General features: G+C 50.2%; 21 protein-coding genes. 8 read left to right on the top strand and 13 right to left on the bottom strand.

The genetic code is table 11. From position 1 onward, the window contains the following. Positions 1-30: 30 nt before the first annotated feature. A complete protein-coding gene (locus DYA43_RS17335; RefSeq protein ID WP_024375491.1) occupies positions 31-951 on the bottom strand; it encodes a polyprenyl-phosphate transporter in 921 nt (306 codons plus the stop codon). A 583-nt stretch (positions 952-1,534) separates the two neighbouring features. Between DYA43_RS17335 and gltS the strand changes: the two genes are divergently transcribed. Further along, the gene (gltS, locus tag DYA43_RS17330; protein WP_020329625.1) at positions 1,535-2,761 is read left to right on the top strand and encodes a sodium/glutamate symporter; all 1,227 of its coding nucleotides are present in this window, start codon (positions 1,535-1,537) and stop codon (positions 2,759-2,761) included. Positions 2,762-2,813: 52 nt separating this feature from the next. On the opposite strand, the gene DYA43_RS17325 is transcribed toward gltS, so the two are convergent. Then, on the bottom strand, positions 2,814-3,563 hold the full coding sequence (locus DYA43_RS17325) for a PilZ domain-containing protein (RefSeq protein ID WP_020329626.1): 750 nt from the start codon (positions 3,561-3,563) through the stop codon (positions 2,814-2,816). A 133-nt stretch (positions 3,564-3,696) separates the two neighbouring features. Between DYA43_RS17325 and DYA43_RS17320 the strand changes: the two genes are divergently transcribed. After that, entirely contained in the window at positions 3,697-3,981 is a 285-nt protein-coding gene (locus DYA43_RS17320; RefSeq protein ID WP_061056011.1) for a GNAT family N-acetyltransferase, read from the top strand. On the opposite strand, the gene DYA43_RS17315 is transcribed toward DYA43_RS17320, so the two are convergent. The 3 genes from DYA43_RS17315 to DYA43_RS17305 form a co-directional block, all read right to left on the bottom strand. Then, the gene (locus tag DYA43_RS17315) at positions 3,969-4,154 is read right to left on the bottom strand and encodes a hypothetical protein (RefSeq protein WP_061056010.1); all 186 of its coding nucleotides are present in this window, start codon (positions 4,152-4,154) and stop codon (positions 3,969-3,971) included. The genes DYA43_RS17320 and DYA43_RS17315 overlap by 13 nt on opposite strands. Before the next feature lie 69 nt (positions 4,155-4,223). Further along, positions 4,224-4,715, bottom strand: coding sequence for a GNAT family N-acetyltransferase (locus tag DYA43_RS17310; protein ID WP_020329629.1), 492 nt, complete (start codon positions 4,713-4,715; stop codon positions 4,224-4,226). Between the two features lie 83 nt (positions 4,716-4,798). Beyond that, a complete protein-coding gene (locus tag DYA43_RS17305) occupies positions 4,799-5,761 on the bottom strand; it encodes an endonuclease/exonuclease/phosphatase family protein (RefSeq protein ID WP_061056009.1) in 963 nt (320 codons plus the stop codon). A gap of 143 nt (positions 5,762-5,904) precedes the next feature. Here DYA43_RS17305 and DYA43_RS17300 point away from each other — a divergent pair, with 143 nt between their 5' ends. Then, positions 5,905-7,080, top strand: a complete 1,176-nt coding sequence (locus tag DYA43_RS17300; RefSeq protein ID WP_020329631.1) for an MFS transporter — start codon at positions 5,905-5,907, stop codon at positions 7,078-7,080. Between the two features lie 57 nt (positions 7,081-7,137). On the opposite strand, the gene DYA43_RS17295 is transcribed toward DYA43_RS17300, so the two are convergent. The 6 genes from DYA43_RS17295 to deoD all read right to left on the bottom strand — a co-directional run bounded on the left by DYA43_RS17295 (position 7,138) and on the right by deoD (position 14,306). Next, on the bottom strand, positions 7,138-8,268 hold the full coding sequence (locus DYA43_RS17295) for an HlyD family secretion protein (protein WP_055452272.1): 1,131 nt from the start codon (positions 8,266-8,268) through the stop codon (positions 7,138-7,140). Beyond that, on the bottom strand, positions 8,268-8,645 hold the full coding sequence (locus DYA43_RS17290) for a DUF3302 domain-containing protein (protein WP_020329633.1): 378 nt from the start codon (positions 8,643-8,645) through the stop codon (positions 8,268-8,270). Before DYA43_RS17290 ends, DYA43_RS17295 begins: the two co-directional genes overlap by 1 nt. Positions 8,646-8,848: 203 nt before the next feature. Further along, positions 8,849-10,429, bottom strand: a complete 1,581-nt coding sequence (locus DYA43_RS17285; protein ID WP_062789269.1) for a GGDEF domain-containing protein — start codon at positions 10,427-10,429, stop codon at positions 8,849-8,851. Then, on the bottom strand, positions 10,410-11,897 hold the full coding sequence (locus DYA43_RS17280) for a tetratricopeptide repeat protein (RefSeq protein ID WP_061056007.1): 1,488 nt from the start codon (positions 11,895-11,897) through the stop codon (positions 10,410-10,412). The genes DYA43_RS17285 and DYA43_RS17280 overlap by 20 nt, the downstream gene beginning before the upstream one ends. 161 nt (positions 11,898-12,058) lie before the next feature. Beyond that, positions 12,059-13,528, bottom strand: a complete 1,470-nt coding sequence (locus DYA43_RS17275) for a hypothetical protein (protein ID WP_020329636.1) — start codon at positions 13,526-13,528, stop codon at positions 12,059-12,061. Positions 13,529-13,595: 67 nt separating this feature from the next. Then, positions 13,596-14,306: a purine-nucleoside phosphorylase gene (gene deoD, locus DYA43_RS17270; protein ID WP_020329637.1), complete on the bottom strand. Its 711-nt coding sequence runs from the start codon at positions 14,304-14,306 to the stop codon at positions 13,596-13,598. Positions 14,307-14,621: 315 nt separating this feature from the next. On the opposite strand from deoD, the gene DYA43_RS17265 reads away from it, so the two are divergent. From DYA43_RS17265 to DYA43_RS17250, 4 genes are read left to right on the top strand one after another with little or no spacing between them, the layout of a single operon-like run. Then, complete coding sequence (locus DYA43_RS17265; RefSeq protein ID WP_020329638.1) at positions 14,622-15,575, top strand: YbgA family protein; 954 nt, start codon at positions 14,622-14,624, stop codon at positions 15,573-15,575. Beyond that, positions 15,565-16,365 (top strand): MerR family transcriptional regulator, encoded by an 801-nt coding sequence (locus DYA43_RS17260; protein WP_061056006.1) that lies wholly within the window; start codon positions 15,565-15,567, stop codon positions 16,363-16,365. The genes DYA43_RS17265 and DYA43_RS17260 overlap by 11 nt, the downstream gene beginning before the upstream one ends. Positions 16,366-16,374: 9 nt before the next feature. Further along, complete coding sequence (gene phrB / locus DYA43_RS17255; RefSeq protein WP_061056005.1) at positions 16,375-17,802, top strand: deoxyribodipyrimidine photo-lyase; 1,428 nt, start codon at positions 16,375-16,377, stop codon at positions 17,800-17,802. Next, positions 17,792-18,718 carry a L,D-transpeptidase family protein gene (locus DYA43_RS17250; RefSeq protein ID WP_020329641.1) on the top strand — a complete coding sequence of 309 codons (927 nt, stop codon included), beginning with the start codon at positions 17,792-17,794 and terminating at the stop codon, positions 18,716-18,718. Before phrB ends, DYA43_RS17250 begins: the two co-directional genes overlap by 11 nt. A gap of 67 nt (positions 18,719-18,785) precedes the next feature. Here DYA43_RS17250 and DYA43_RS17245 read toward each other — a convergent pair whose 3' ends face one another. Next, positions 18,786-19,055, bottom strand: coding sequence for an Lpp/OprI family alanine-zipper lipoprotein (locus tag DYA43_RS17245; RefSeq protein ID WP_020329642.1), 270 nt, complete (start codon positions 19,053-19,055; stop codon positions 18,786-18,788). A gap of 314 nt (positions 19,056-19,369) precedes the next feature. Here DYA43_RS17245 and DYA43_RS17240 point away from each other — a divergent pair, with 314 nt between their 5' ends. Next, positions 19,370-20,710: a DEAD/DEAH box helicase gene (locus tag DYA43_RS17240; protein WP_075989852.1), complete on the top strand. Its 1,341-nt coding sequence runs from the start codon at positions 19,370-19,372 to the stop codon at positions 20,708-20,710. 63 nt (positions 20,711-20,773) lie between these two features. Here DYA43_RS17240 and DYA43_RS17235 read toward each other — a convergent pair whose 3' ends face one another. Further along, positions 20,774-22,417 (bottom strand): methyl-accepting chemotaxis protein, encoded by a 1,644-nt coding sequence (locus DYA43_RS17235; protein WP_047461520.1) that lies wholly within the window; start codon positions 22,415-22,417, stop codon positions 20,774-20,776. Positions 22,418-22,774: the final 357 nt, after the last annotated feature.

Below are 22,774 nucleotides of genomic sequence, written 5' to 3'. Positions count from 1 at the left end.
AAAGCCACCTTTTGTTTGCGTTTTAACGCGTTACACGTCGTGTGTCTGAGCGAATTTTTCTAACCCCAATACCAGCAGTATTGCACACAGCATCAGTACGATGGCGATACCAAGTTGTGCCGGTTGTGAGGTGATAGCCTCGAAATCAAGCGGGCTGAGGTTGTGTTGCAGCAGCGGAACCTGTTCTCCATGTGAGTTGGTACGCCAACTGACGGTCTCTTTCCATGGCCAGATCTTCGGCAGGGTACCCAGCATCAGTCCGGTCAGGAAGGAAAGCGTAATATCGCGGTAGTGCTTGAGCAACCAGGACAATACGTGCGAGAAACTCAGCAAACCAATCACACAGCCAAGCAGGAACAAGCTGAGAATGTCGACCTGAAGCGATTTTACCGCGCCCAGAACGGGTGTGTACATACCGATCAGCAGCAGAATGAAACTGCCGGAAATGCCAGGCAGAATCATGGCGCAGATGGCAATACCGCCCGCGATCAGCACATTGAGGCTGGTGAACTCCATTTCGAGTGGTTTCAAGACAGTGATGGAATAGGCAAAGGCCACTCCGACCAGAAGCAGCGCCCAGCGCGATAAGCTTTTCTGCTCTATCTGTTTGAGTACGTGATAAACCGAGACCAGTATCAGGCCAAAGAAGAACGACCAGATAGGAATCGGGTGGGTCACGAGCAACCAGGAAATCAGTTTCGCCAGCGTCAGAATGCTGGTGAAGATGCCGCCGAACAAAGCGATAAGAAACCAGCCGTTAATATGACGAAACGCTGCGGCAAACCCTTCTCGTTTCCACAAACGCAATAAGCTAGGGTTTACCCGACGGATACTTTCGAGCAGGGTATCGTAGACGCCGGTGATAAAAGCAATGGTACCGCCAGATACACCAGGAACGACATCCGCCGCGCCCATCGCCATGCCTTTCAAAAACGTACTAAAGTAATTCATTGAGAACCTTATTCGAACCAACTGAAGTGTGCAGTATAACCAAAAAATCCAGCCAAATCCGATCGATAAATGTGGATCCGCAAAAGTTTCATTCGCACCTTTATAAGCAATTGCATGACTATGCAATATGATCATTTTTGCAAATTGCAATTATCAATTTGCAAAAAATAAGTCAGGGTTTTCTCAGGAACTGTGTTATTCAGCCCAAAAAAAGGACTTTTAAAGATGGCACGCTTAATGCATAATTCATTTCGACCCTTCTTAAAGCCGAGGGTCACCTAGCCAACTGACGTTGTTAGTGAATAGATTTTTGTTCACACCATACATAAGCCAATCGCGGTTTTGCGATTGGCTCTTTTTTTTCTGGTTAGGTATGATAGCACCACTCCACATCCTCAGTTCACTGACGAATACGGCTCAGTGAACCAGTTCTCACTTAAACATTGATACAGAGACGTGACGTTTTGTCACAACTAAGAGGTTTTCTATAACGACACCGGTATGGTCGTTTATTTGAGCGCCGCTGCTCGGCTGGGTCGCTCGTAGCTCATTAAGGAAGATGAGTGTGAATATAAGAGGTTATATGAATCACATTATCTCCGTGGGCGCGCTGGAATCTTTCCTGATTGCCATCAGCGTGCTGTTTATCGGGCATTTCATCAATGCCAAGTTGCCAGTCCTGACAAAATTCAACATTCCTGAACCCATTGTGGGCGGTCTGCTGGTCGCTATTCTGATCACGATTTTGCATTTCAATGGGATTGATCTGGAATTCTCTCTGCCTTTACAAAACACCTTTATGCTGATGTTTTTCAGTACTGTGGGCTTGGCGGCAAACTACACTCAACTGGTCAAAGGTGGCGCCAAAGTCTTCCTGTTTCTTGCTGTCGCTTCCTTCTTTATCATCATTCAGAATGGCGTAGGCGTGACGCTCGCAACGGCGTTAGGGCTGGATCCGCTGATGGGGTTGATTGCGGGTTCAATTACGTTATCCGGTGGTCACGGCACGGGAGCGGCCTGGTCGCAGACTTTCAGCGAAACCTATGGCTTAAGCAATTCGCTGGAAATCGCGATGGCTTCGGCGACGTTTGGTTTGATCGTGGGTGGCTTGATTGGTAGCCCGGTGGCGAAAAAACTGATCGATAAGCACAACTTTGAATCTGAATATGGCCGAGGTACGCAAGCGCACAGTCGTTTCCCGGAGCTGGTGACCTACAACGAGTACGAAGAAGACAAAGTGACCTCTAAAAAGGTGATTGAAGTGTTGTTCGTCCTGCTGATTTGTGTGACAGGCGCGCAGTATCTGGAACGTTGGGTCGAAGCATTGAATATCCGTTGGTTGATGATTCCGGACTTTGTTTATGCACTGTTCATCGGTGTGTTTATTACCAACGTGCTGCAAGTGACCAAGGCTCATAAACTGGATACTGAAACGGTTGATATTCTTGGCACGGTGTCGTTGTCACTGTTTCTGGCCATGGCTTTGATGAGCCTTAAGCTGTGGAACATTTTCGACTTGGCCATCCCTTTCCTGGTGATATTGGCCGTTCAATCGGCGGTGCTGGGGATATTTGCTTACTTCGTGACATTTAAGGTGATGGGCGCCAACTATGATGCGGCCGTGATCTCGGGCGGTCACTGTGGATTTGGCCTCGGTGCCACGCCTACGGCAGTCATGAATATGGGCTCGCTGGTCAATCGGTACGGACCTTCACCTCAAGCCTTTATGGTTGTTCCGATTGTCGGCGCATTCTTTATCGACATCGTGAATCTGATTATCCTGCAAGGCTACATCTCTTTTCTGGGATAAAGAAAAAGGCTCTGCAATGCAGAGCCTTTTTTAATGCTAAGGGCGATAAATCCTATTCAATATTAAGCGTCAGTTTGGTGCCATTGAACTTGAGCTGGCTCAGCAGATTTTTGGCGTTAGTACGGCCTTGCTCATTGAACTCAAGTCCGTACCGTGCGTAGTGCATGGAGCGCTGTAAGTTACAGATACGTCCGACCAACGGGGCAAACACTTTGGATCCACGCTTGTCGGCAAAGATTTCAATCGAAACCAGATCCCCGACTTGGTAGGAGCGGCCCAATGGCGCGGTGATAAAACGGCAGCCGCTTTTCGACAGATCCCGCACTTCACATTCTGATTTACGTTCACTTTGATGCACTTTGCCCGACAGGTTCACTTCATAACGCGGTTCTTTGCGCAGCTGAGTGACTTGCATGGTGTTGGGAATCGAGAGCATCGCCAGAGCGACTGGCTCGTGCAGGATATGCAGCAACTGGCTGCGAAAATGCAGCATCGCGCCTTCACCACGCGGTGAAATCGCACGAACGTTAATCCAGAAGCCTTCCTGAAAGAAGTAGGCGAGATCATCACTGGAAATTTCAGGAATTTCTATCAGCAGGTAAGTGTCGGAATGGGTACCAATAAAAGGGGTCTTACAGATGAATTTGGTACCGACTGGCGTTGTGATGCTCAACGTCAGCTCACTGCCGTGTTCGACCATAGCCAGAGCATCGGTGCTATTAAGCGTGGAAACGGTTTTATGCCGTGAGTTCGATTTGGAACTTCCGGTCTCCGGTTGGGTAGCTACTGACTGTGAACGCATTGATCTCTCCGTATAACGTACTGCTTTATTTTTATTTTTCCTGCAGATTTAACGATTTTATGATTTGATACCGGGAGATTCAATTCAGTTCTGCCACAATTTATTTGAGTTAATTATCAAATTTGGAGCCTAAATGGAACATCAAGTGACACATGATGCACAAAACCACTGTTTTAAGGTGCATTTGGAAGGTGATGAGTACGCAGTGGTGAAGTATCAGCAAGAAGACGACGTGCTGTATATCACCTCAACACGTGTGCCGGATAGCCTGCAAGGGAAAGGGTACGGAAAGGTGATGATGGAGGCCGTGTTACCGCTTATTGAGCAGCAAGGCCAGACGATTGTGCCAGTATGCAGCTATGTGGATCACTATCTGACCCGCAATGCACAATGGCAGCATCTGCGTCACCGCGCTTGATTGCTGTTTGAATCGCTGTGATCATCGGTTTCACTATCACTCGGATCTGGGGCGGATTTTTGCAGCTTTTCCGGGTGAGCGTGCAGCTCATCGATCAACTCGCGGTCACGCTGGGCAAAATAAATATTCTCAGCGGCCTGACCGCGTAAACGCATCATTTCGACAAAGTCCATGGGTTTGCCACTCCTTACGTTCACTGCTGTAAGTATAGTGACAAACCCCGGGAAGTGTCGTTGCCTCAATCAGGCTTTGATGCGTGCCATGTAATAGGTGCTGATAAACTCGCCTTCACGAAATACCGAGCATTTTGCTTCGCCTTCAATTTCAAATCCGAACTTCTTATAACATGCGATAGCCGCTGCGTTATCACTGTTCACTTCGATTTGAATGCGTTTGATGTTAAGCCAGTTGTCGGCCAGATTGAGTACGGTTTCAATCAGTTGACTGCCAATGCCGTGACCGTGAAATTCGTCATGCACGCCAATACCAAAACTGGCGCAGTGGGCGGTGCGTTCACGTTGCGAAACCTGCATACCGATATTACCCACGACGCGGCCATCCACCTCAGCCACAAAACTGAATACGCCAGCGGGGATGGTTTCCAGTCGTTTCTGCCACATGGCTACTGATGGATGGGGTAATTGCAGCGTTTCTCGCTGTGCTTTCGGTTGAGAATAAATATCGCATAGTGCGCGTGCATCACTGACTTCTGTTGGCCGAATATGAATTTCCATGCTTTCCTTCTTTTTATCTGTTGTTTTTTAACCAATCTAACGAGTTACGCAAGAAATGAAAAGCACTTGGATGCATATAAATTTCAAATGCCGGATGATTTGGCGCACTGCAAGGTGATGGCGACCAGTGCGTGATCGCTGGCATACCGATCGGTCTCAAAGTGCGGATTGATCAGATGCTGATCTTCCACGTGAAAGTCACACACTAAAGCGACCGGATAATCGGCTTCACGGCTGAAATCGCTCGACAGCAAAATGTAGTCGAGTACCTGGCCGGAAGCGCCAGTGTAATGGGTCGGTTTACGTAGCTCGTCACGCGTGTGGCTAAACAGTTCCCAGCTGTCAAAAAGATGATACGGCATAAGCGGTGCGAAGCTATCTGGCTGGCGGAAACGATGGGTGGAACGCAAAGCGGAAAATTCAATGCTGCTCAGTACCTGATTGAAATCCCCCATCAACACCACCGGATGACGGCTTTGTTGCTTACGCTGTACGATCGCTTTGTGCAGTAGGTGTGCTTCTTGTCCGCGCTGCATTGTCGACTGCCAACGGCCGTACAATTCTTGCTGCCAGGCATTCATCAAGTCGTCACTTTGCGGCTCATTGAGCATCGGGCGCTGAGATTTGAAATGCACCACATACACATCGATATGACCCAGAGCCGGATGATGCACCGTTGCGCGAAGCGGTTTGCGGTGAAAGTGAAAGTCCGGCTGTTGGGCGTCCACCGCGACAACGTCGCTGAGTGGATAACGTGAGGCAATGCCAACAACCGGAGACGAGTAAATGTAGTCATCGCTAACCTGCGGCGTGTCAATGACTTCGAAGTATGGATAGCCCAGATCATGCATCTGCTCACGCAAGGCGTCGGCACTGAAAATCTCCTGGAAACCAATCACATCAGCATTCAGCTCAATCAGTTTATGATTCAGCCAACGCTGTTTTTGCTGCCACTGTGTAGCCTCATAGATGTTGTTGAACTCATAGAAGGCATTAGGCGGAGCGAGATAGTTCAATAAGTTGGCGGTGGCAAAACGAACCTGCATACGAAACCTCGGAATTCAGCGTTATCACCTTATGGTGCCGTTGCGACGACACGCTGGAAAAGAAGGATGTGTTACAAAAGGTTACACCGGAGATAAGTTTGGGTAAACTGGCAATCCGATTGATAAGGATGATAATAATTCTCATGGAAGCGAAGACTTGGCGTACGCCACAAAACTTTCTGCTGATCATATCCATTATTGTGCCCATTGCGTTTTCCAGCTGGATGGCACTGCTCAACAATTTCGTGATCGAGAAAGCCAACTTTAACGGTGCCGATATCGGCCTGCTGCAAAGCGTGCGGGAGATCCCCGGCTTTTTGTCTTTTACGGCGGTGTTTGTGCTGCTGTTCATTCGTGAGCAACGTTTTTTGGTCTTGTCGCTGGGAATGCTGACAATTGGTACGGCGATTACTGGCCTGTTCCCGACACTGACCGGATTGTTGCTGACGACATTGTTGATGTCGACCGGCTTTCACTATTTCGAGACGCTGAAGCAGTCGCTGTCGCTGCAGTGGTTGAAGAAAGATGAAGCGCCGGAGATGCTCGGCAAGCTGATTTCAGTCGGTGCATTGGCGTCGCTGCTGACCTACGGCGCACTGTGGGTGATGTTGGAACAACTGCAACTGAGTTTTAAATGGGTGTATGGCATTACTGGTGGTGTGGCGTTTGCGCTGGTGGTCGTGATTGCTTTTGCGTTTCCGGAGTTTAAATCGGAAACCCCGCAAAATAAAAAGTTGGTGCTGCGCAAGCGATACTGGCTCTATTACGCGCTGACTTTCATGAGCGGCGCGCGCCGTCAGATTTTTACCGTGTTCGCGGGCTTTTTGATGGTGGAAAAATTTGGCTATACGGCTGCTGATATCACGTTGTTATTCCTGATCAACTACGTATTCAACTTCCTGTTTGCCAAACGTATCGGTCGTTTTATCGGTGTGGTAGGGGAGCGTAAAGCGCTGTTGTTTGAGTACACGGGACTGATTCTGGTGTTCGTCGGATATGGTCTGGTTACCGATGCGCACTGGGCCGCAGGGTTGTATGTGGTTGATCATCTGTTTTTTGCGCTGGCGTTGGCTGTGAAAACCTATTTTCAGAAGATCGCCGATCCGGCTGACATGGCATCTACCGCCGGTGTGGCTTTTACCATCAACCACATTGCCGCCGTCGTGATTCCGGTCAGCTTTGGGTTGTTGTGGCTGGTATCGCCGGCAGCGGTATTCTTTATTGGCGCCGGCATGGCGGGTGTTTCTTTTGTGCTATCGCTGAACATTCCGCGTCAGCCGGAAGAGGGTAACGAAGTGCGTGTGCTGCGCTGGAGCTAACGTTCTCACGGATAAGAAAAAACCGCCGAAGTTCGGCGGTTTTTTTGTCAGTCAGGATTAATGATCCAGATAGAGGTAGTTTTGCCAGCTCTTCATACGAATCAAAACTTTACGCATGATGGATACATGCTCAAAGGTATCGGAGTATACCGCCACTTCGGCATTAGTACCCAGTGGCAGGTTGAACTCACTCATGTCATCAGTGATGCGCAGTTTCACCAACACGCGGCCCTGAGTATTCAGCGCCTGAGTACCAAGCAGTGAACCTCGTGCCTGAATCTGGCCTTCTGCAATCGCAGGAATGACTTCAACCACTTCACCTTTAAACACTCTGCCAGGCAGTGCGCGGAACAGGAATTCTGCTTCAAAACCCGGATGCAGGCGTTGCAGAGAGTTCTGGCGGAATGCACCTACGTAGTACTTCTCTTCGGTATGCACAAAGGTCATCACCGGAGCCAGAGGCAGCGGAACCGCCATCATACCCGGGCGCAGGGCCAGTTGGGTGACGTAGCCATCGGTCGGCGCGCGAACGACGGTCTCATCGAGATTAAACTGAGCTTGTGTCAATTCTGCACGGATACGTGCAACCGTGGTGTTCTCACCGTCGATCTGAGATTCAAATGCCAGTTTCGCTTCATTTTCCAAAGCCTGAGCGACTTCCAGTGCAGCCTGAGCGGATTTGTAAGCCTGACGCGTGGTATCGACCTGTTGCGCGGTAAATGCGCCGCGCTTGTAGCCTTTCTCGTAACGAGCGGCTTCGCGTTTGGCTTTATCGCGTTCAGCTTCGGCTTTTACTGTCGATGCCGTCGCTTGCTTGTATGCAGACTCCAGTCTCAGCACATCTTGCTCCGCTTCCGCCAGCGCCGCTTGCTTCTGAACGACTGCGGCTTCAAACGGTACAGGGTCAAGTTTGAACAGAATATCGCCTTTATGCAGCGGTGTGTTCGGTTCGACATCGACTTCGATAACTTTACCACGCACGCTCGAAACGATAGGTGTGGTGTTGTACACCTGACCACCAATCGAGGTAAACGGATGGTTGTAGTTCATCAATAGGATCAGCGTACCGATCAGCACCACGCCGCCCAGCACCGCGGTCGGCACCGTCCATTTGTTGAGCGGAATTTTGAAGATTTTGAAAATCGCGATACAGATAGCGGTGTAGGTCAGAATGAGTAGTAAATCCATTAGTTGTGCTCCTCATTCTTTTCCGACGGTTGCGCGCTGGTTTTAGGCTGTTTGAGAGCCGCTACTTCGGCCTTGAGTGCCGCGATTTCGTCGATCAGTTCATCGACGCGGTGATGAATATCGTGTTGTTCTTCTTGTAGTTTGGCAAAACCCCAGCCGCGATCCGGGCGCCACAGCGTTGCCCAAATCCAGAGAAATGGCCACAGGACATGAAGCGTGAAAAGGCTGACCCAGCCCGCAACGTGAATCGCATCCTGATGCGGATGGTTACGCTCTTTGGATATTTCATAAGGGATGTCGTGGATGACGATAATGCCGTAAAAAATAACCAAGGCAACGAAGATTAATACCCCGAGGGCAAAATAATCTAAAAACATGAAAGAGTCCTTGTAACCAAGTAAGAAAAGTGGGCGTAATCATGAGAGATAACACCTATTTATATTAAACAAGTTTTAGTGATTTAATCTGAATAAAATGACCAAATAACGTAAATAATGACGCTAATTTGGGCCATGCTTCACATCCAAGAATGGGAATGCAAGTGGCGGCACTGCAACCTCGTGTCGCCAGAGTGGTGAGACTATTCTGTGCAGACTTGGTTCCGGCCATTTGCTTTGGCCCGGTAAAGTGCTTTGTCTGCGCGGTAAAACGTGCGTTGCGTATTCTCACCGTCACGATGCAAAGTAATGCCGATACTGACGGTCAGGCCGCGTTCGCCGAGAATCTCCGGCCAGTTAAACTGGTAGATGCGCTCGCGAAACGCTTCCGCATGTTTAGTGGCTTCTTCCAGTGTTGCGTTTTCCAGAATGACCAGAAACTCTTCGCCACCAAAGCGGATGCAAGAGGTGCCTTGGAAATCGAAGTAGTTCGCGATTTCATTCGAGACATTGACGATGGCTTTGTCTCCCACCAAATGGCTCAGCTCATCGTTGATGGATTTAAAATGGTCAATATCGACAACCAGAAATGCAAATGAAGCTTCGTTAAGCAGCAGGTCTTTGAGTTTAACTTCCAGCCAGCGTCGGTTGTGCAGCCGGGTCATCGGGTCGGTAAATACGTCCTGTTGCAGCTGTGCTACGGTGTTTTTCTGATTTTCCGTGGTCTCTTTGAGTTCGCGGTTTTCCAGCTCTGAGAGGATCAGTTTTAACTGTAATTCAAAGCGCGACAGACGACGCAACTGAGTGGCGCCCAGCTCTCCAATCGGAATGTGTTTCATCAAATCGGATTCGATTTGAAAGCCCTTTTTCTCGTAGGTCAGCGCTTTTTGATACAAGCCCTGACGCTCGCATACATGACTGAACGCTTCATACAGGCGCTTTTCCAGAATCGGCGCAACCAAGTTGGGCAGACGCTTCTCTGTTGACTCCAGAAGGAAAGTGGAGAAATGAGGCTTTTCCATCTCTACAAGGCAATATACTTTTTCAATCCGGATCATATTCGACAACCAGGTCGAATGCACATTGCCCAGGGTGTACTGCACATTACTCAGCGTCGAGATGGCCTGCGCCAACTTGCCTTGCTCACGATAGAGTTTTGCCTGATAAAGCAGAATTTGACCGCTCAGCGTTTTGTCGCTGACCAGAATACTCAGCTCTTCACACTCCTTGATCAGATCGTTGGCGGCCGTAAAACGGCGCAAGTGCAGGTAGCACGCCAACATATAGAGTTTGTAGCGCAGACGTAGCGAGCGGCTGGAAATAGCGTGGTCGATGCTGTCGATTTTTTGGTAGTAGCGTAGCGCTCGGTTACGGTCGCCATAGGCATCACACAGGTTGCCCATACCTAAAATCGCCAGTACATAGTCATCAATGAAACCATGTTCTACCGCGAGATTGGAGGCAGAAACATATTCGTTGAGAGCGGCGTTGTAATCGCCGTGCTCGACCAGACGATCACTTAAACTGTTTTTCAGCGATAGGATAAGCTCAATATGCTGACTACCTGACAACAACTTCAGTGCCGCACTGAGCTCGTCGATACTTTCTTGAAGGCGATTCATTTCGGCGTGGTATTCCGCGCTGAACGTCAGGCTGAGCGCCTTTTCTTCCGGCGTGGTCGCAATATGCTGGCGCACATGATTCCAGAAATTGATCGCCTCATCCCCCGAGACAGCAGTCGCATCCAGCCCGGCATCTTGAATCTTATTGAGTAGGACTTCCATACGACTCTTCCTGTAATGACATCTCTTCGAGCTGTTCGAGGGTAAACGGGAAACTGAGAATGCTGTGCAGCGTGACATTGGGCATCTCGCCGCTCAACTCTTTGCGCTGCCAAGGATAAATTTCGATCATGTTCAGCAAAGTCTGGTAAACCTGCTCTGATGCCTCATCCTTCTCAGCCAGTAGTAAGCCAAGACGCTGGCTGCTGATCCGCGAGAGCAAATCGTTGTGCGCACACAACGAGTGAACCAGTTCTGTGCACACATCGAGAAAATGTGGGTCGCGGTGTTGAATCACAATCACCGAATGGCTGGAGTGTTGCAATTCGGCTTTGAACTCCATCATCTGTTCCCACCAATAGGTTTCGGACACCACGTTGGAGAGATGTTTTTCCGGGTCGTACTCGTGTTGGCTGCGCACCCGGTTAATCAGTTTGCGCGCCCGCTGCTCCATCTGTCGTTTCGAGGCGCGAGCTTTGTCGCGACCGACCAGAATCGTCTGCTCTCGCAGCATGGTGATGGAAAACTTGCGATATTTGCGAAAAGCTTCCAGTGCACTTTTAAAATCCCCGCTCTCTTCGGCCACTCTTGATTGCTGAAAGCAGATTTGAGACAGCAATTCACCGTTGTCAAACTTCTCTGCGGAGACTTCAGCGGCATGCAGCAGCTCACTCGCTTTGTCGAGATTTTTGCGCAGCAGCTCCAGTCGCGCGCGGCTGATGTAAGAGTGCGCTTTCATCCACACTAGATCGTGTTTGACCGCCAGTTCGTGGGCGCGCTGAGTGGCGTCTTCAGCATCTGCCAAGCGTTCGAGACCCAGCAGCGCCAAGCCACGAAAATCCCATACTTCCGCTTGCCATGTGCGATCCGAATGGCCGCGTAGCACTTCTTCGGCACCATCCAGCACGGTGAGCATGTCGACGTATTGCTCCAGCAAGTACAGGTCCCAAGCCCACAGAATGCGCGCTTTGCCTTCCAGCCAGTGAATGCGGGTGTTGTTGGCGACTTTAACGGCGAGCTCGTGGGTTGATGCCGCAAGCTTGTATTCATTAGTAATGCGCCACACATTGCCCAGACCAATCAGACACTCGATGAGAATTTCGTTTTCATCGACCAAGGCGGCTTGTTCCAGGGCATTAATCCAGAATTGTTGAGCAGTATAGTATTTGGCTTGCCCCCAGAAATGCAGTGCATGCACGTGAAGAATTTCGGGCAAGTAGTCGTCAGTGTCGAGGCTGTTTTGGTAGGTGAATGCTTGTTTGATGGTTTTGAGGCCGCGGCGATAATCCATATTGCACCATAGGCAGCGCGACATGATGATCAGAGACTGCAGAATACCGTCTGAAAACCCGAGTTGCGTTGCTCGGCTCAGACATTGTTCTGCCACCGCCAGGACTTGCTGCGGTTCAGATTCTATGCGATGCCTGAGCTGGTCGATTTCGAGTTCGAGAAGGTACTGGCTTTTATCCAAACTGCATAATCCTTGGCGTTACGGTCCAAACGACAGACTCATTATATTGAGCTGCTAATTTTTCGCATCCATTACTGCAATAAATTGAGTTTATTTACAATTCGTCTAAGCATTTATTGACCTTAGTTCACATTTTAATACTAGACAAATCGTCAAAACGTTTAGGATAAAAGTTCTTTCAGCGTCAAAGGATGCTGGGTGACCCCCAGATTCTGAGCGGCGGTAAATCCTTGTTTATCTTGATAACAAAGGTTGTGCCAGGCGCGGAAAATATCCAGCAGCGGTTGTAGGCCACCCGGACGCAGTTTGCGTCGTGGTTCGTTGATGAACGACTCAAACAGCAACTGGAAACGTTGTTGGTAAAACTCTATCTGGCGAATGGAAGCCGATTGCAGCCACTGCTGCGGATCGGCGTTGTTTCCGGCGAGATAACAGATCCCCTTGTCGCCTTGATTCTGGCTGGCAATCGCCCAGCGGTCGCGCCACCATCCCATCAGCACAATGTCGATTTTGTTGAAATTCAGCTCCGAATTCCAGCCGCTGTCCTCTTCCACGTACATCAGATCCACGGTGTTGTTGCGGATACGCGGCAGACAAACACTGAGCGCCGCAGAGCGCAGTACCGGATCCTGAGGCATGAAAATCGAAACCCGTTTTTCGCTCTCACACATATCCAGTACATGCAGATAGTGGGCGTAGGAGGTATACGGCGGACGAATCAGCGCCCCTTTGGACGGATAATGGAACGAGGTGAGGTTGCCCATCGGGTCTTCCACATTACCTCGTGCCAGAATGGTCTGGTATTTTTGATCGATGCGCTCTCGCAGCACAGGTGATGGCGGCGGAACGGGCAGATTAGCTTCGGCGGAGTGCTCACGCGAGACAAATCGCGCGGGGTAGTCGTAAGGATTGTGATCGGCACTCCCGGCTGGTTCTTCCTGCGCAGAGTAGTTCACGTGCTGACAAAGAATGTAGCCGGTGCGCGCATCGCCAGTTGCAATCCACAATACGCCGTTGTTGCTGCGAGGCTGGAGGGGCATATAACGGGAGGCAAACTGGAACGAATCTGCATGGTTCACCCAGCGCGCATCAATCATCGCCAGTTTGCGTCGGCAGCGGCTGGCAATGTGATCCACGTGATCATAGAAGGTTTTCGGATTGATGCTGAGCTTGCGACAGATCTCGCGCACGGAGTAGCCCATAAAGAGCAGACCGAGCAAGGTCTCTTGAAAACTGAGCTTTTTATTGGCGCCGGACCACTTATCAACGAAAGTCGACTGGCACTGCTTACAGCGGTAGCGTTGACGATCGCCACTGTAACCAAAGGCATGGTAGAGATGCTTGTGCGTATGAACCGACAAGCCGAAGTTCGCGCAGTCGTTATTCCGACACGCAGGCAACCCCTCGCTGTGTAACTGACGCAGACGATGCAGCTCGTTTAACACTTCGCGGTTGTTAAGTAAGGGGGGGAAAGCTCCACATTCACGACAAACCATCGTTGGACGCTTGGGGTTCGCACGCTGCAAAACATAACGTTCTGCATCACTCAAGCCAAAGTTGTCACACGCCAATGTTTTACAAAAGTTGAGCTGTAAACCATCAGCATCCGCCGGTAATTGGTCGTTAGACACGATCGCCCCCTCGGGGTAATTCTGGCAACCGGGTCGGTGACCCGGCTGCGGATGTTGAGTCGTCAAATTAGATATTGATGGCGGTTTCCAGCGCCACTTGCATCATATCGTGGAATGATTTTTGACGATCTTCTGAACTAAGTTTCTCGCCACGCAGAATGTGGTCAGAAACCGTCAGAATGGTCAGTGCACGTGCACCAAGATCTGCGGCAACACCGTAGATGCCAGCGGCTTCCATATCCACACCCAGGATGCCCAGATTCTTCATTTTTTCGAAGATTTCAGGTTCTGGAGTGTAGAACAGATCAGCGGAGAACACGTTGCCCACTTTTACGGGTACGTTGTGCGCGCGAGCTTGGTTAACGGCGGTTTCCAGCAGGTCATAGTCGGCAATCGCTGCGAAATCGTGGCCGCTGAAACGGATACGGTTTACTTTGGAATCGGTCGAAGCACCCATGCCGATCACAACGTCCATCAGTTTAACGTCGTCACGTACAGCGCCACAGCTACCGATACGGATGATGTTTTTCACGCCGTATTCTGCAATCAGCTCGTGTACGTAGATGCTGCAAGATGGGATACCCATACCGTGGCCCATCACAGACACTTTTTTGCCTTTGTATGTGCCTGTGTAACCAAACATATTGCGAACGTCACATACCTGCTTTACGTCTTCCAGGTAAGTTTCAGCAATGAATTTAGCGCGTAGCGGGTCACCTGGCATCAGCACAGTATCAGCGAAATCACCAGGTTGTGCGTTAATGTGTGGGGTTGCCATCGTTTCTCTCCAAAGTAGGTCAGTCAAATGGGTTACCGAGATAAATTACGGTTTCTGTTGACTGATGAATCATCTGTTGCGGCAATACTAGCCAGTTACCCCAACGATCCTTGAGAAGTTTGTCACAAAATGAGTCTAGTCGTGCTGGGTTGTGGTTATTGATAACTAAATGTGTTGAAAGTGGTAAAGCAATCGATTCGGGTAAACGTTTAGTTGGCCGCTGAAATTTTTTGTACAAAAAATTAGTTTGTACAAGATTAATGGCTCGTGCTATATGTTATACAAAGTTTTCGTTTGTATAAGTTGGGGGCCAGTATGGAATCAACAGCTATTCGTGTCGGAGTCAGCGCTTGTATTGTCGGTGAGAAAGTTCGCTTTGATGCCGGGCACAAACGGAGTCAGTTTGTGACAGAGGAGCTGGCACCGTACTTTGAGTTTGTCTCTGTGTGTCCGGAAGTGGAGATGGGGCTACCAGTGCCTCGTCCGACGATTCGCCTTGTTTCGAATGAAGAGCGCATTGCATTGGTGGAAACCAAAGACGCAAGCCGCGATCACACTGATACGCTGCTGGCGTTTTCCGAGGCAAAAGTCGCGCAGCTACAGCAGTTCAACCTGCGCGGCTATATCGTTTGCGCCAAGTCACCGACATGCGGAATGGAAAAAGTCAAAGTGTACAAAGAGCATGGCGCGGAAAAAGAGGGAGTCGGCTTATACACCCAAAAACTGCGCACGGCGATGCCTTGGTTACCCGTTGAAGAAGATGGGCGCTTGCATGATCCTGTGCTGCGCGAAAATTTCATTACTCGTGTGTTCTGTCTCGACGACTTCTACCGTACGCTGGGCGATGAACCGACGGCGCGCAAAGTGGTGGAGTTTCATACCCGTTACAAATTATCCTTGATGGCGCATCATCCGCTTTCTTATCAATCGCTCGGGCGTTTAGTCGCCAATGTCAGTCGCTACTCTGTGGAAGAGTTCATTACCGAGTATCGCTTGGGGCTGATGCAGGCGCTGACTTATCGCGCCAGCCGCAGAAATCACACCAATGTGCTGATGCATCTGCAAGGTTATTTCAAGCGTTCACTGAGCCGGGAACAAAAATCCGAACTGGCACAACTGATTCACGATTACCGACGTGGTACCTTGCCACTGCTGGCGCCGCTGACCTTAATCAAACACTATTTATCCATGTATCCCGATGCGTATCTGAGTAAGCAGCGCTATCTGGATCCTCATCCTCAGGAGTTGAAATTACGTTATGGCTTGTGAAGAGAAGTTGTATGCCATTCGCGAAGTGTCAGAAATCACCGGAGTGAAGCCGGTTACACTGCGCGCCTGGCAGCGACGTTACAACTTGGTTCAGCCGCAGCGCACGGCCAAAGGGCATCGCCTTTATACCGACCACGACATTCAGACCATTCGCCAGATCCAAAGCTGGCTGCTTAAAGGGGTGTCGATTGGTAAAGTGAGCCAACTGCTGCAAGGCAATGCGGCTGAGGTGGGCACCGAACCTGAACTGCACGCTGAGTTGGAAGAGTGCGAAGCACTACTCAGTGCGCTGGCACAACTCAATCGCGGCAAAGCCGAGAATGTAATTGGCACGGTGATGAAAGAGTACCCGCTCGACATCGTTGAACGTCAGTTTGTGCTGCCAGTGATTGATGCCTTGGAGAAAGTGAAAGGGCCGCTACGTTCGCTACAGAAAGGACTGCTCAACGGCATCATGCTGAGCAAACTCTCGACCATTCTTGAATCGGAAAATAAAGCGGCCCACAAGGGCAAATGCCTGGCTGTGAGTTTTGATCCATCTGGCAGCCTGCTGGCCTGGCTGTGGGCTGTCACGTGGGCTGAGCAGGGCTATAACGTTACATTGTTAGACGGCGTCGATGACATGACGGGGCTGGCTGAACATGAATCATTGGCAGCCTACAACGCTGTGGCGCTGTTCTCACATCGCGGCTTAGCGGAAAACCAATGGCAGGCCAAGCAACGTTTGGCAGTGCAGTTTGGAGACCAGCTATTTTTGTCCGATGTACTGCAAACGCTGGCCAACGATTAGGAGCAGACAATGAAACTGGTGTGGCTACGCCGCGATTTGCGTGCGGTGGATAACGCGGCTCTCAATGAAGCTTTGATCAGCGGTGAACCTGTGTGTGCGTTGTTTGTGGCAACGCCTCAGCAGTGGCAACAGCACGATTTGGCACCCATTCAGGCTGACTTGATTTATCGTCGCCTGTTTGCCCTTCAGGAAGAGTTGTCTGCGCTTAATGTGCCGTTGCTCTATCGTGAAGTGGCGACCTTTGCCGATTCGGTTGATGCGGTGCAGCAAGTGGCTGTGGCATCAGGTGCCAACCAAGTACTGGCAAACCGCGATTATGAGCTCAACGAGCAAAAGCGTGATGCGTTGGCAGCGGAACGTCTGCAGCAGCATGGCATCGACTGGCAGTCGTTTAATGACAAGTGCGTGATGGCGCCGGGCAGTGTGCTGAATAAACAGGGGGAATATTTCAAAGTGTTCACTCCGTTTAAACGCGCCTGGCTTACCCAGTTCACTCCGCCGGTTATTCGTGCCAGCCGCGCAGCGCCAGAGCACGCGCTGCCTGATGATCTGCAAGCTCTGGTCTGGAATGCCGCGCAGCCGTTTACACACCCTTGCATCAGCAGCGAATTGTGGCCAGTGGATTTTGACACTCTGCGCCGCCGCTTGCGCGCCTTTTGTCAGGAACAGCTGGACGACTATAAACAGCAGCGCGATTTTCCGGCCAAAGCGGGGACCAGTGCATTATCTCCGTATCTGGCGATCGGCGCGTTGTCACCACGGCAGTGTATTGCGCGCGTTTATGCTGAAACTGAGATGGGCGTTTTGTCGGAAGGTGCCCAAACCTGGCTGAGTGAACTCATCTGGCGTGAGTTCTATCAACACTTGTTGGTGTTTGAACCAAAGCTGTCAAAGAGCAAAGACTTCCTTGAGTGGGGAGCGCGGCTTGAATGGTGGCAGGATGAGGCTAAATTCTCACGCTGGTGCGAAGGTAAAACCGGTTATCCGATTGTTGATGCAGCGATGCGCCAACTCAATCAAACAGGGTGGATGCATAACCGCCTGCGCATGATCGTGGCGAGTTTTCTCACTAAAGATCTGCATATCGATTGGCGCTGGGGTGAACGTTACTTTATGCAGCAACTGGTTGATGGCGACTATGCTGCCAACAATGGTGGCTGGCAGTGGTGTGCATCAACCGGTTGTGACGGTCAGCCTTATTTTCGTATTTTCAACCCGATTACTCAGGGCGAGAAATTCGATCCAAGCGGCAGCTTCATTCGTCAGTGGGTTCCGGAATTAGCCAATGTGCCTGAAGCGCACATTCATGCTCCGTGGAAATGGTCCGGTGTTAACTCTCTGTTATATCCGCAGCCGATAGTTGATCACAAAGCTGAAAGAGAAGTAACCTTACGCTTGTATAAAGAAGCGAAGGATAATGTAGAGCATGTTGCGTAAGTTATTGGTGATTGGGGCCCTTGCCGCCAGTTTTGCCTCCAATGTGTGGGCAGCCACTTATGACTTCCCGATGGAAGGCAGCAGCATGGTCGGCAATACGCAGTATCATGTGATTGAGAAAGGCGAAACGCTGTCCGACATTGCCAAACGTTACGATGTCGGCTTTCTGGCGTTGATGGCTGCCAATAAAGGCGTCGACCCGTTTTTACCTCAGGAAGGGTTTGTGCTGACGATCCCGTCACAAATCATCCTGCCGAAAGTGCCGTATGAAGGCATCGTCGTCAATCTGGCTGAGCTGCGGTTGTACTACTTTGAACCACAAATCCATAAAGTGCATATTTTCCCGGTTGGGATTGGCCGTATTGGTCGTGACACGCCGGAGATGGAAACCATCATCAGCCAGAAACGGCCAAGCCCGACTTGGACGCCACCGCAATCGATTCGCAAAGAGTATCTCGCCAAAGGTATCGAACTGCCGGCTGTAGTGCCTGCGGGGCCGGATAACCCATTGGGTGAATACGCGTTGCGTTTGGGGTATGGCAATGGGGAATACCTGATTCACGGAACCAACAAAGATTTCGGTATCGGGATGCGGGTCAGCTCCGGCTGTATTCGTATGGATCCGAAAGACATTGAATGGCTGTTCCAACAGGTACAGCGCGGCGAAAAAGTGCGTATCATTGATGAACCGGTTAAAGTGGCGCTGGAGCCGGATCGCAGCGTATTTGTCGAAGCGCATGAGCCTCTGACCCGCAGCGATGGCAGTAAAAAAGATCTCGCGCTGCCGATTGAACTGAGCTGGTGGATGCAGGAGTTTAATAAATCGGATGCCAAAGCCCGAGCGGTGATTCTGGCCCAGAATGGGGTGCCCGTTGAAGTGGTCAGTCCGGATTTCTCGGCCACAGAAACCGACTGACTGGTTACGGTTTCTGAGCAAATAAAAAGAGTCTGCATTCGCAGACTCTTTTTTAATTCAACAAGATTTACTTGGTGTACGACTGAGCGATGTTGTCGATGCGCTCGTTTGCACGTGCTGCTTCTTCTTGAGCGGCCATTGCTGCATCAGAAGTTGCATTCAGTTTCGACATCACAGCGGCATGGTCACTTTTCAGAGAAGCCACTTCATCGCTTAGCTGACTGACTTGGTTGCTCAGTTCATCCAGTTTCATTGTGGTTGCTTCGTCTGGACCTGATGCACAGCCTGCCAGTAGAAGTACAGATGACGCTGCAGCTGCGATTAACATTTTGTTCATATTGAACTCCTTGTTTACATTTATCAAATTACGCCCTATACCTTTTTGTCCATATAGTGACGATTTAAAGTGTAGACACTATTTTAATCTTCGCCTACTTAAGCAAAGTCAAAATAATCCAAAATTTTATCCAGTAATCAATTAATTGAAGTTTACTCTCAAAGCTGAGAGTAGATCGGTCGTTACCAGATGTACATTCAACGCCGGGTAGCGATTATTTTGTGTGATCTCTATCTATTTGTGCACTATTCGCGCTATCATACTGCGTTTTTTATTTTGACCTTAGCCTTGCGGTATAAGGCGCTACAACAATATTGGAGAATCCTTTGCAGTTCAAAGAATTAGGTTTAGATAATCGCTTACTGAAGACTCTGGCACATTTTGATTTTAAGAAAGCGACCGAAATCCAGCAGCAGGCCATTCCTGTTGCCATGGCCGGAAAAGATCTTCTGGCTTCTTCAAAAACGGGTTCGGGTAAAACGCTAGCCTTTCTGCTGCCAATGCTTCACAAAGCATTGAAGACCAAAGCGTTGTCAGCTCGTGATCCGCGAGGTGTTATTCTGGTTCCGACCCGTGAACTGGCGAAACAGGTGTATGGTGAGCTGCGCTCGATGCTGGCTGGCCTGAGCTACACCGCGACCCTCATTACGGGTGGTGAGAACTTTAACGATCAGGTAAAAGCACTGCGTCGTGGCCCGAAATTCATCGTAGCAACACCGGGACGTCTGGCTGACCATCTGGAGCATCGTTCTCTGTTCCTGGAAGGTCTGGAAACTCTGATTCTGGACGAAGCAGACCGCATGCTGGATCTTGGTTTTGCGCCGCAATTGCGCCACATTCACAACGCCGCGAAACACCGTCGTCGTCAGACACTGATGTTCTCCGCGACGCTGGATCACGCACAAGTCAACGACATCGCGTATGAGATGCTCAACGATGCTAAGCACATTGCGGTCGGTGGTGCGAATGAGCAACACAAAGACATTACGCAACGTTTCTACCTGTGTGACCATTTGGATCATAAAGAAGCGCTACTGGAGCGTGTGCTGGATGATGCGGATTACCGTCAGGTGATCATCTTCACCGCTACCCGTGACGATACCGAACGTTTGACCAACAAACTGAACGAGAAAAAACTCAAAGCGGTGGCGCTGAGCGGTAACCTGAACCAGATGCAGCGTAATACCATCATGAGCCAGTTTGAGCGTGCGGTGTTTAAGATTCTGGTGACGACCGATGTGGCATCACGTGGTCTGGATATCGCCAACGTGACGCACGTGATTAACTTCGACATGCCAAAACACACCGAAGAGTATGTCCACCGTGTGGGCCGTACCGGTCGTGCGGGTAACAAAGGTGACGCCGTTTCTCTGGTTGGCCCGAAAGACTGGGACAGCTTTAAACGTGTGGAAGCCTACCTGAAGCAAGACATTAAATTTGATGTGCTGGACGGTTTGGAAGGCAAGTTCAAAGGTCTGAAAGTACGTCAGCCGGTGAACAAGGCTAAAGCGCAAAGTAGTAAAGCGAAACCGCAGGCGAAGAAGGTTGCGAAGAAACCGGTTAAACGCGATAAAGGTTTCTACGACCACGTGGCCGTGGGTGATTCCGTCTTCATTCCGAAGAAGAAAGTGGCGCCGAAAGTCGACGACGAGTAATACGGATAAAGAAAAGCCGCCAGTTGGCGGCTTTTTTGTGTCTGCTAAATGGAGGCAAGCGCTTTACACGCGGAAGTAGTTTAGCTGCTGCTTCTGCTGCTCTGCCAACTGTGACAGCTCCTGAGCGGCTGCGGCAGATTGAGTAATGCCGGTGACGTTCTGACTCACCAGTTCATAGATGTTACCCAGATTGCGGTTGATGTCAGAGGTCACCTGATTCTGCTCTTCCGAAGCCGAGGCAACTTGCGTATTCACCGCGCTCAACTCGGCAATCGACTGGTTGATTTCCATCAGCGCCCCGCTGACCTTGCCCGCCAACGCTTGGTTATCCTGCAGCATTTTCAGGCTGGAGGTCATGCTGTCGTTTGCCACACCGGATTTGTCCTGCAGCTCTTCAATGATCGCCTGAATCTCTTTCGTTGAATCCTGCGTACGCGCTGCCAGCATGCGTACTTCGTCGGCGACCACCGCAAATCCGCGGCCACTTTCGCCTGCGCGAGCCGCTTCAATGGCGGCGTTCAGGGCCAGCAGGTTGGTCTGCTCGGAGATACCCTGAATCACTTCAATGACTTTACCGATGCGCTCCGACTGCTCTTTCAGGCTGGTGACCACATGGGCTGCATCGCTCAGTTTATCGGTCATCAAGGCGTTGGCGCGGTTGCTTTGCTCAAACATCGTCAGGCTGTTTTGTGCGAGTTGGTTGGCGTGCTGGGCTGCACTGTCGGCGCGTGTCGCGTTATCCGTGACGGTGCCTGCCGCAATTTCCAGCTGATTAACTGCAGAAGCAACTTGTTCGACTTCCTGCTTTTCCTGATCTGAATTGACGCTCGACTGAGTCATCACTGCCGCCAGTTCGGTTGAGGCTGACGCAACATCCACACTGATGCGAATCAGGGCATCCACGGTTTTGCGCAGTTGAGAAACGGTGGCGTTTACATCACGCGCCAGTTCGGTAATCTCGTTGTTTCCCTCTTCCTCAGCCTGAATTTGCAGGTTGCCGTGAGCGACTTCACGCACGGTCTGCTGCAATTTACGGATTGGCGTTACGATGACGCCCGCCAGTAGCCAACTGCTGGCCGCTGCCAAAAGTAACACGACAATCAGCCCCATCAACGACATATCCATGACGCTGTGGTTGTGCGCTTCATTAGCGTGAATATCGTCCAGAGCGATATTGTTCAGCTTGTCAGACAGCGCCTGAATCGCTTTCACCATGTCACGGCCGGCGTCACGGTAGACATCGGTGGCGCGCTCGTATTCGGTTTCAAACGAGGCCGAGGTTTGCTGCTGATTGTGCTTGGTGTTTAACAGCGGAATCATGGTGTTGACTGAGTAATCGACGTAGCGCTCCATCGCGCGGCGCAGTTCGGCAATCTCTGCTGTCATGCCGGGTACGCGAGCCAGTGAATCGAGATGTTTCAGGTTTTCGCTTTGACGTTGCTGCAGAACAGAAGGCAGTACTTTGACCTCTTCTGGCTGGAACAGACTATAGATAGCGCTGATGCGCATGGCGTAGGTGTTGTCGATGATCTCGGTAAGTTCATCTTTGTGGTTGATTAGGGTTTCCGTGGATTGTGACATCTGGCGGAACGCGTCTTTGAGTGTGGATGTGCTGTAGCTGATCCCTGAAATCAGCAATAGCATGGTGATAAACACCGGTACTACAACCTGCAGTTTGATGGACAAACCGCTCAGTAACTGGCGCATGGTGATCCTCTTCTGAAATAAATTGGGAATAATTATCTTTTTTATAAGTAGGTTGAAGATAATATCCGCTAACTGTCAGATTTCAATCGGATTTTTATCTGACTTATTCTTTTCAGTTCTAGCGGTATTACTTGAAATAAAATCAATGCTTTTCATGTGGTTGAAAAGAGTGATTTATCACTATGACGCTGGTGATCTTGAGTTAGTTCAACAACTTGAAGAAAAAAATCTACGAACCAGAGAATTTTCTCCTGCTGCAAATATTTCAACCTGTCATCGACTTTTCAATTAACTGAAACACAACTGTCATATTCGAGGCCTAAAGTGACCCTCGTTCAAGTGAAACACAACGGCAAT

The sequence above is a fragment of the Vibrio fluvialis genome (assembly GCF_900460245.1).
Taxonomy (GTDB): domain Bacteria; phylum Pseudomonadota; class Gammaproteobacteria; order Enterobacterales; family Vibrionaceae; genus Vibrio; species Vibrio fluvialis.
The sequence above is the reverse complement of the archived record's forward strand: the minus strand, read 5'-3'. Positions and strand labels throughout refer to the sequence as shown.

What these genes read in the sequence shown, in the direction of transcription:
- phrB (WP_061056005.1), top strand. Translation starts at nt 16,375, where the DNA reads ATGAAACTGGTGTGGCTACGCCGCGATTTGCGTGCGGTGGATAACGCG.
- DYA43_RS17305 (WP_061056009.1), bottom strand. Translation starts at nt 5,761, where the DNA reads ATGCAGGTTCGTTTTGCCACCGCCAACTTATTGAACTATCTCGCTCCG.
- gltS (WP_020329625.1), top strand. Translation starts at nt 1,535, where the DNA reads ATGAATCACATTATCTCCGTGGGCGCGCTGGAATCTTTCCTGATTGCC.
- DYA43_RS17295 (WP_055452272.1), bottom strand. Translation starts at nt 8,268, where the DNA reads ATGGATTTACTACTCATTCTGACCTACACCGCTATCTGTATCGCGATT.
- DYA43_RS17315 (WP_061056010.1), bottom strand. Translation starts at nt 4,154, where the DNA reads ATGGACTTTGTCGAAATGATGCGTTTACGCGGTCAGGCCGCTGAGAAT.
- DYA43_RS17260 (WP_061056006.1), top strand. Translation starts at nt 15,565, where the DNA reads ATGGCTTGTGAAGAGAAGTTGTATGCCATTCGCGAAGTGTCAGAAATC.
- DYA43_RS17310 (WP_020329629.1), bottom strand. Translation starts at nt 4,715, where the DNA reads ATGGAAATTCATATTCGGCCAACAGAAGTCAGTGATGCACGCGCACTA.
- DYA43_RS17290 (WP_020329633.1), bottom strand. Translation starts at nt 8,645, where the DNA reads ATGTTTTTAGATTATTTTGCCCTCGGGGTATTAATCTTCGTTGCCTTG.
- DYA43_RS17325 (WP_020329626.1), bottom strand. Translation starts at nt 3,563, where the DNA reads ATGCGTTCACAGTCAGTAGCTACCCAACCGGAGACCGGAAGTTCCAAA.
- DYA43_RS17235 (WP_047461520.1), bottom strand. Translation starts at nt 22,417, where the DNA reads ATGCGCCAGTTACTGAGCGGTTTGTCCATCAAACTGCAGGTTGTAGTA.
- DYA43_RS17245 (WP_020329642.1), bottom strand. Translation starts at nt 19,055, where the DNA reads ATGAACAAAATGTTAATCGCAGCTGCAGCGTCATCTGTACTTCTACTG.
- DYA43_RS17265 (WP_020329638.1), top strand. Translation starts at nt 14,622, where the DNA reads ATGGAATCAACAGCTATTCGTGTCGGAGTCAGCGCTTGTATTGTCGGT.
- DYA43_RS17250 (WP_020329641.1), top strand. Translation starts at nt 17,792, where the DNA reads ATGTTGCGTAAGTTATTGGTGATTGGGGCCCTTGCCGCCAGTTTTGCC.
- DYA43_RS17320 (WP_061056011.1), top strand. Translation starts at nt 3,697, where the DNA reads ATGGAACATCAAGTGACACATGATGCACAAAACCACTGTTTTAAGGTG.
- deoD (WP_020329637.1), bottom strand. Translation starts at nt 14,306, where the DNA reads ATGGCAACCCCACACATTAACGCACAACCTGGTGATTTCGCTGATACT.
- DYA43_RS17335 (WP_024375491.1), bottom strand. Translation starts at nt 951, where the DNA reads ATGAATTACTTTAGTACGTTTTTGAAAGGCATGGCGATGGGCGCGGCG.
- DYA43_RS17285 (WP_062789269.1), bottom strand. Translation starts at nt 10,429, where the DNA reads ATGGAAGTCCTACTCAATAAGATTCAAGATGCCGGGCTGGATGCGACT.
- DYA43_RS17300 (WP_020329631.1), top strand. Translation starts at nt 5,905, where the DNA reads ATGGAAGCGAAGACTTGGCGTACGCCACAAAACTTTCTGCTGATCATA.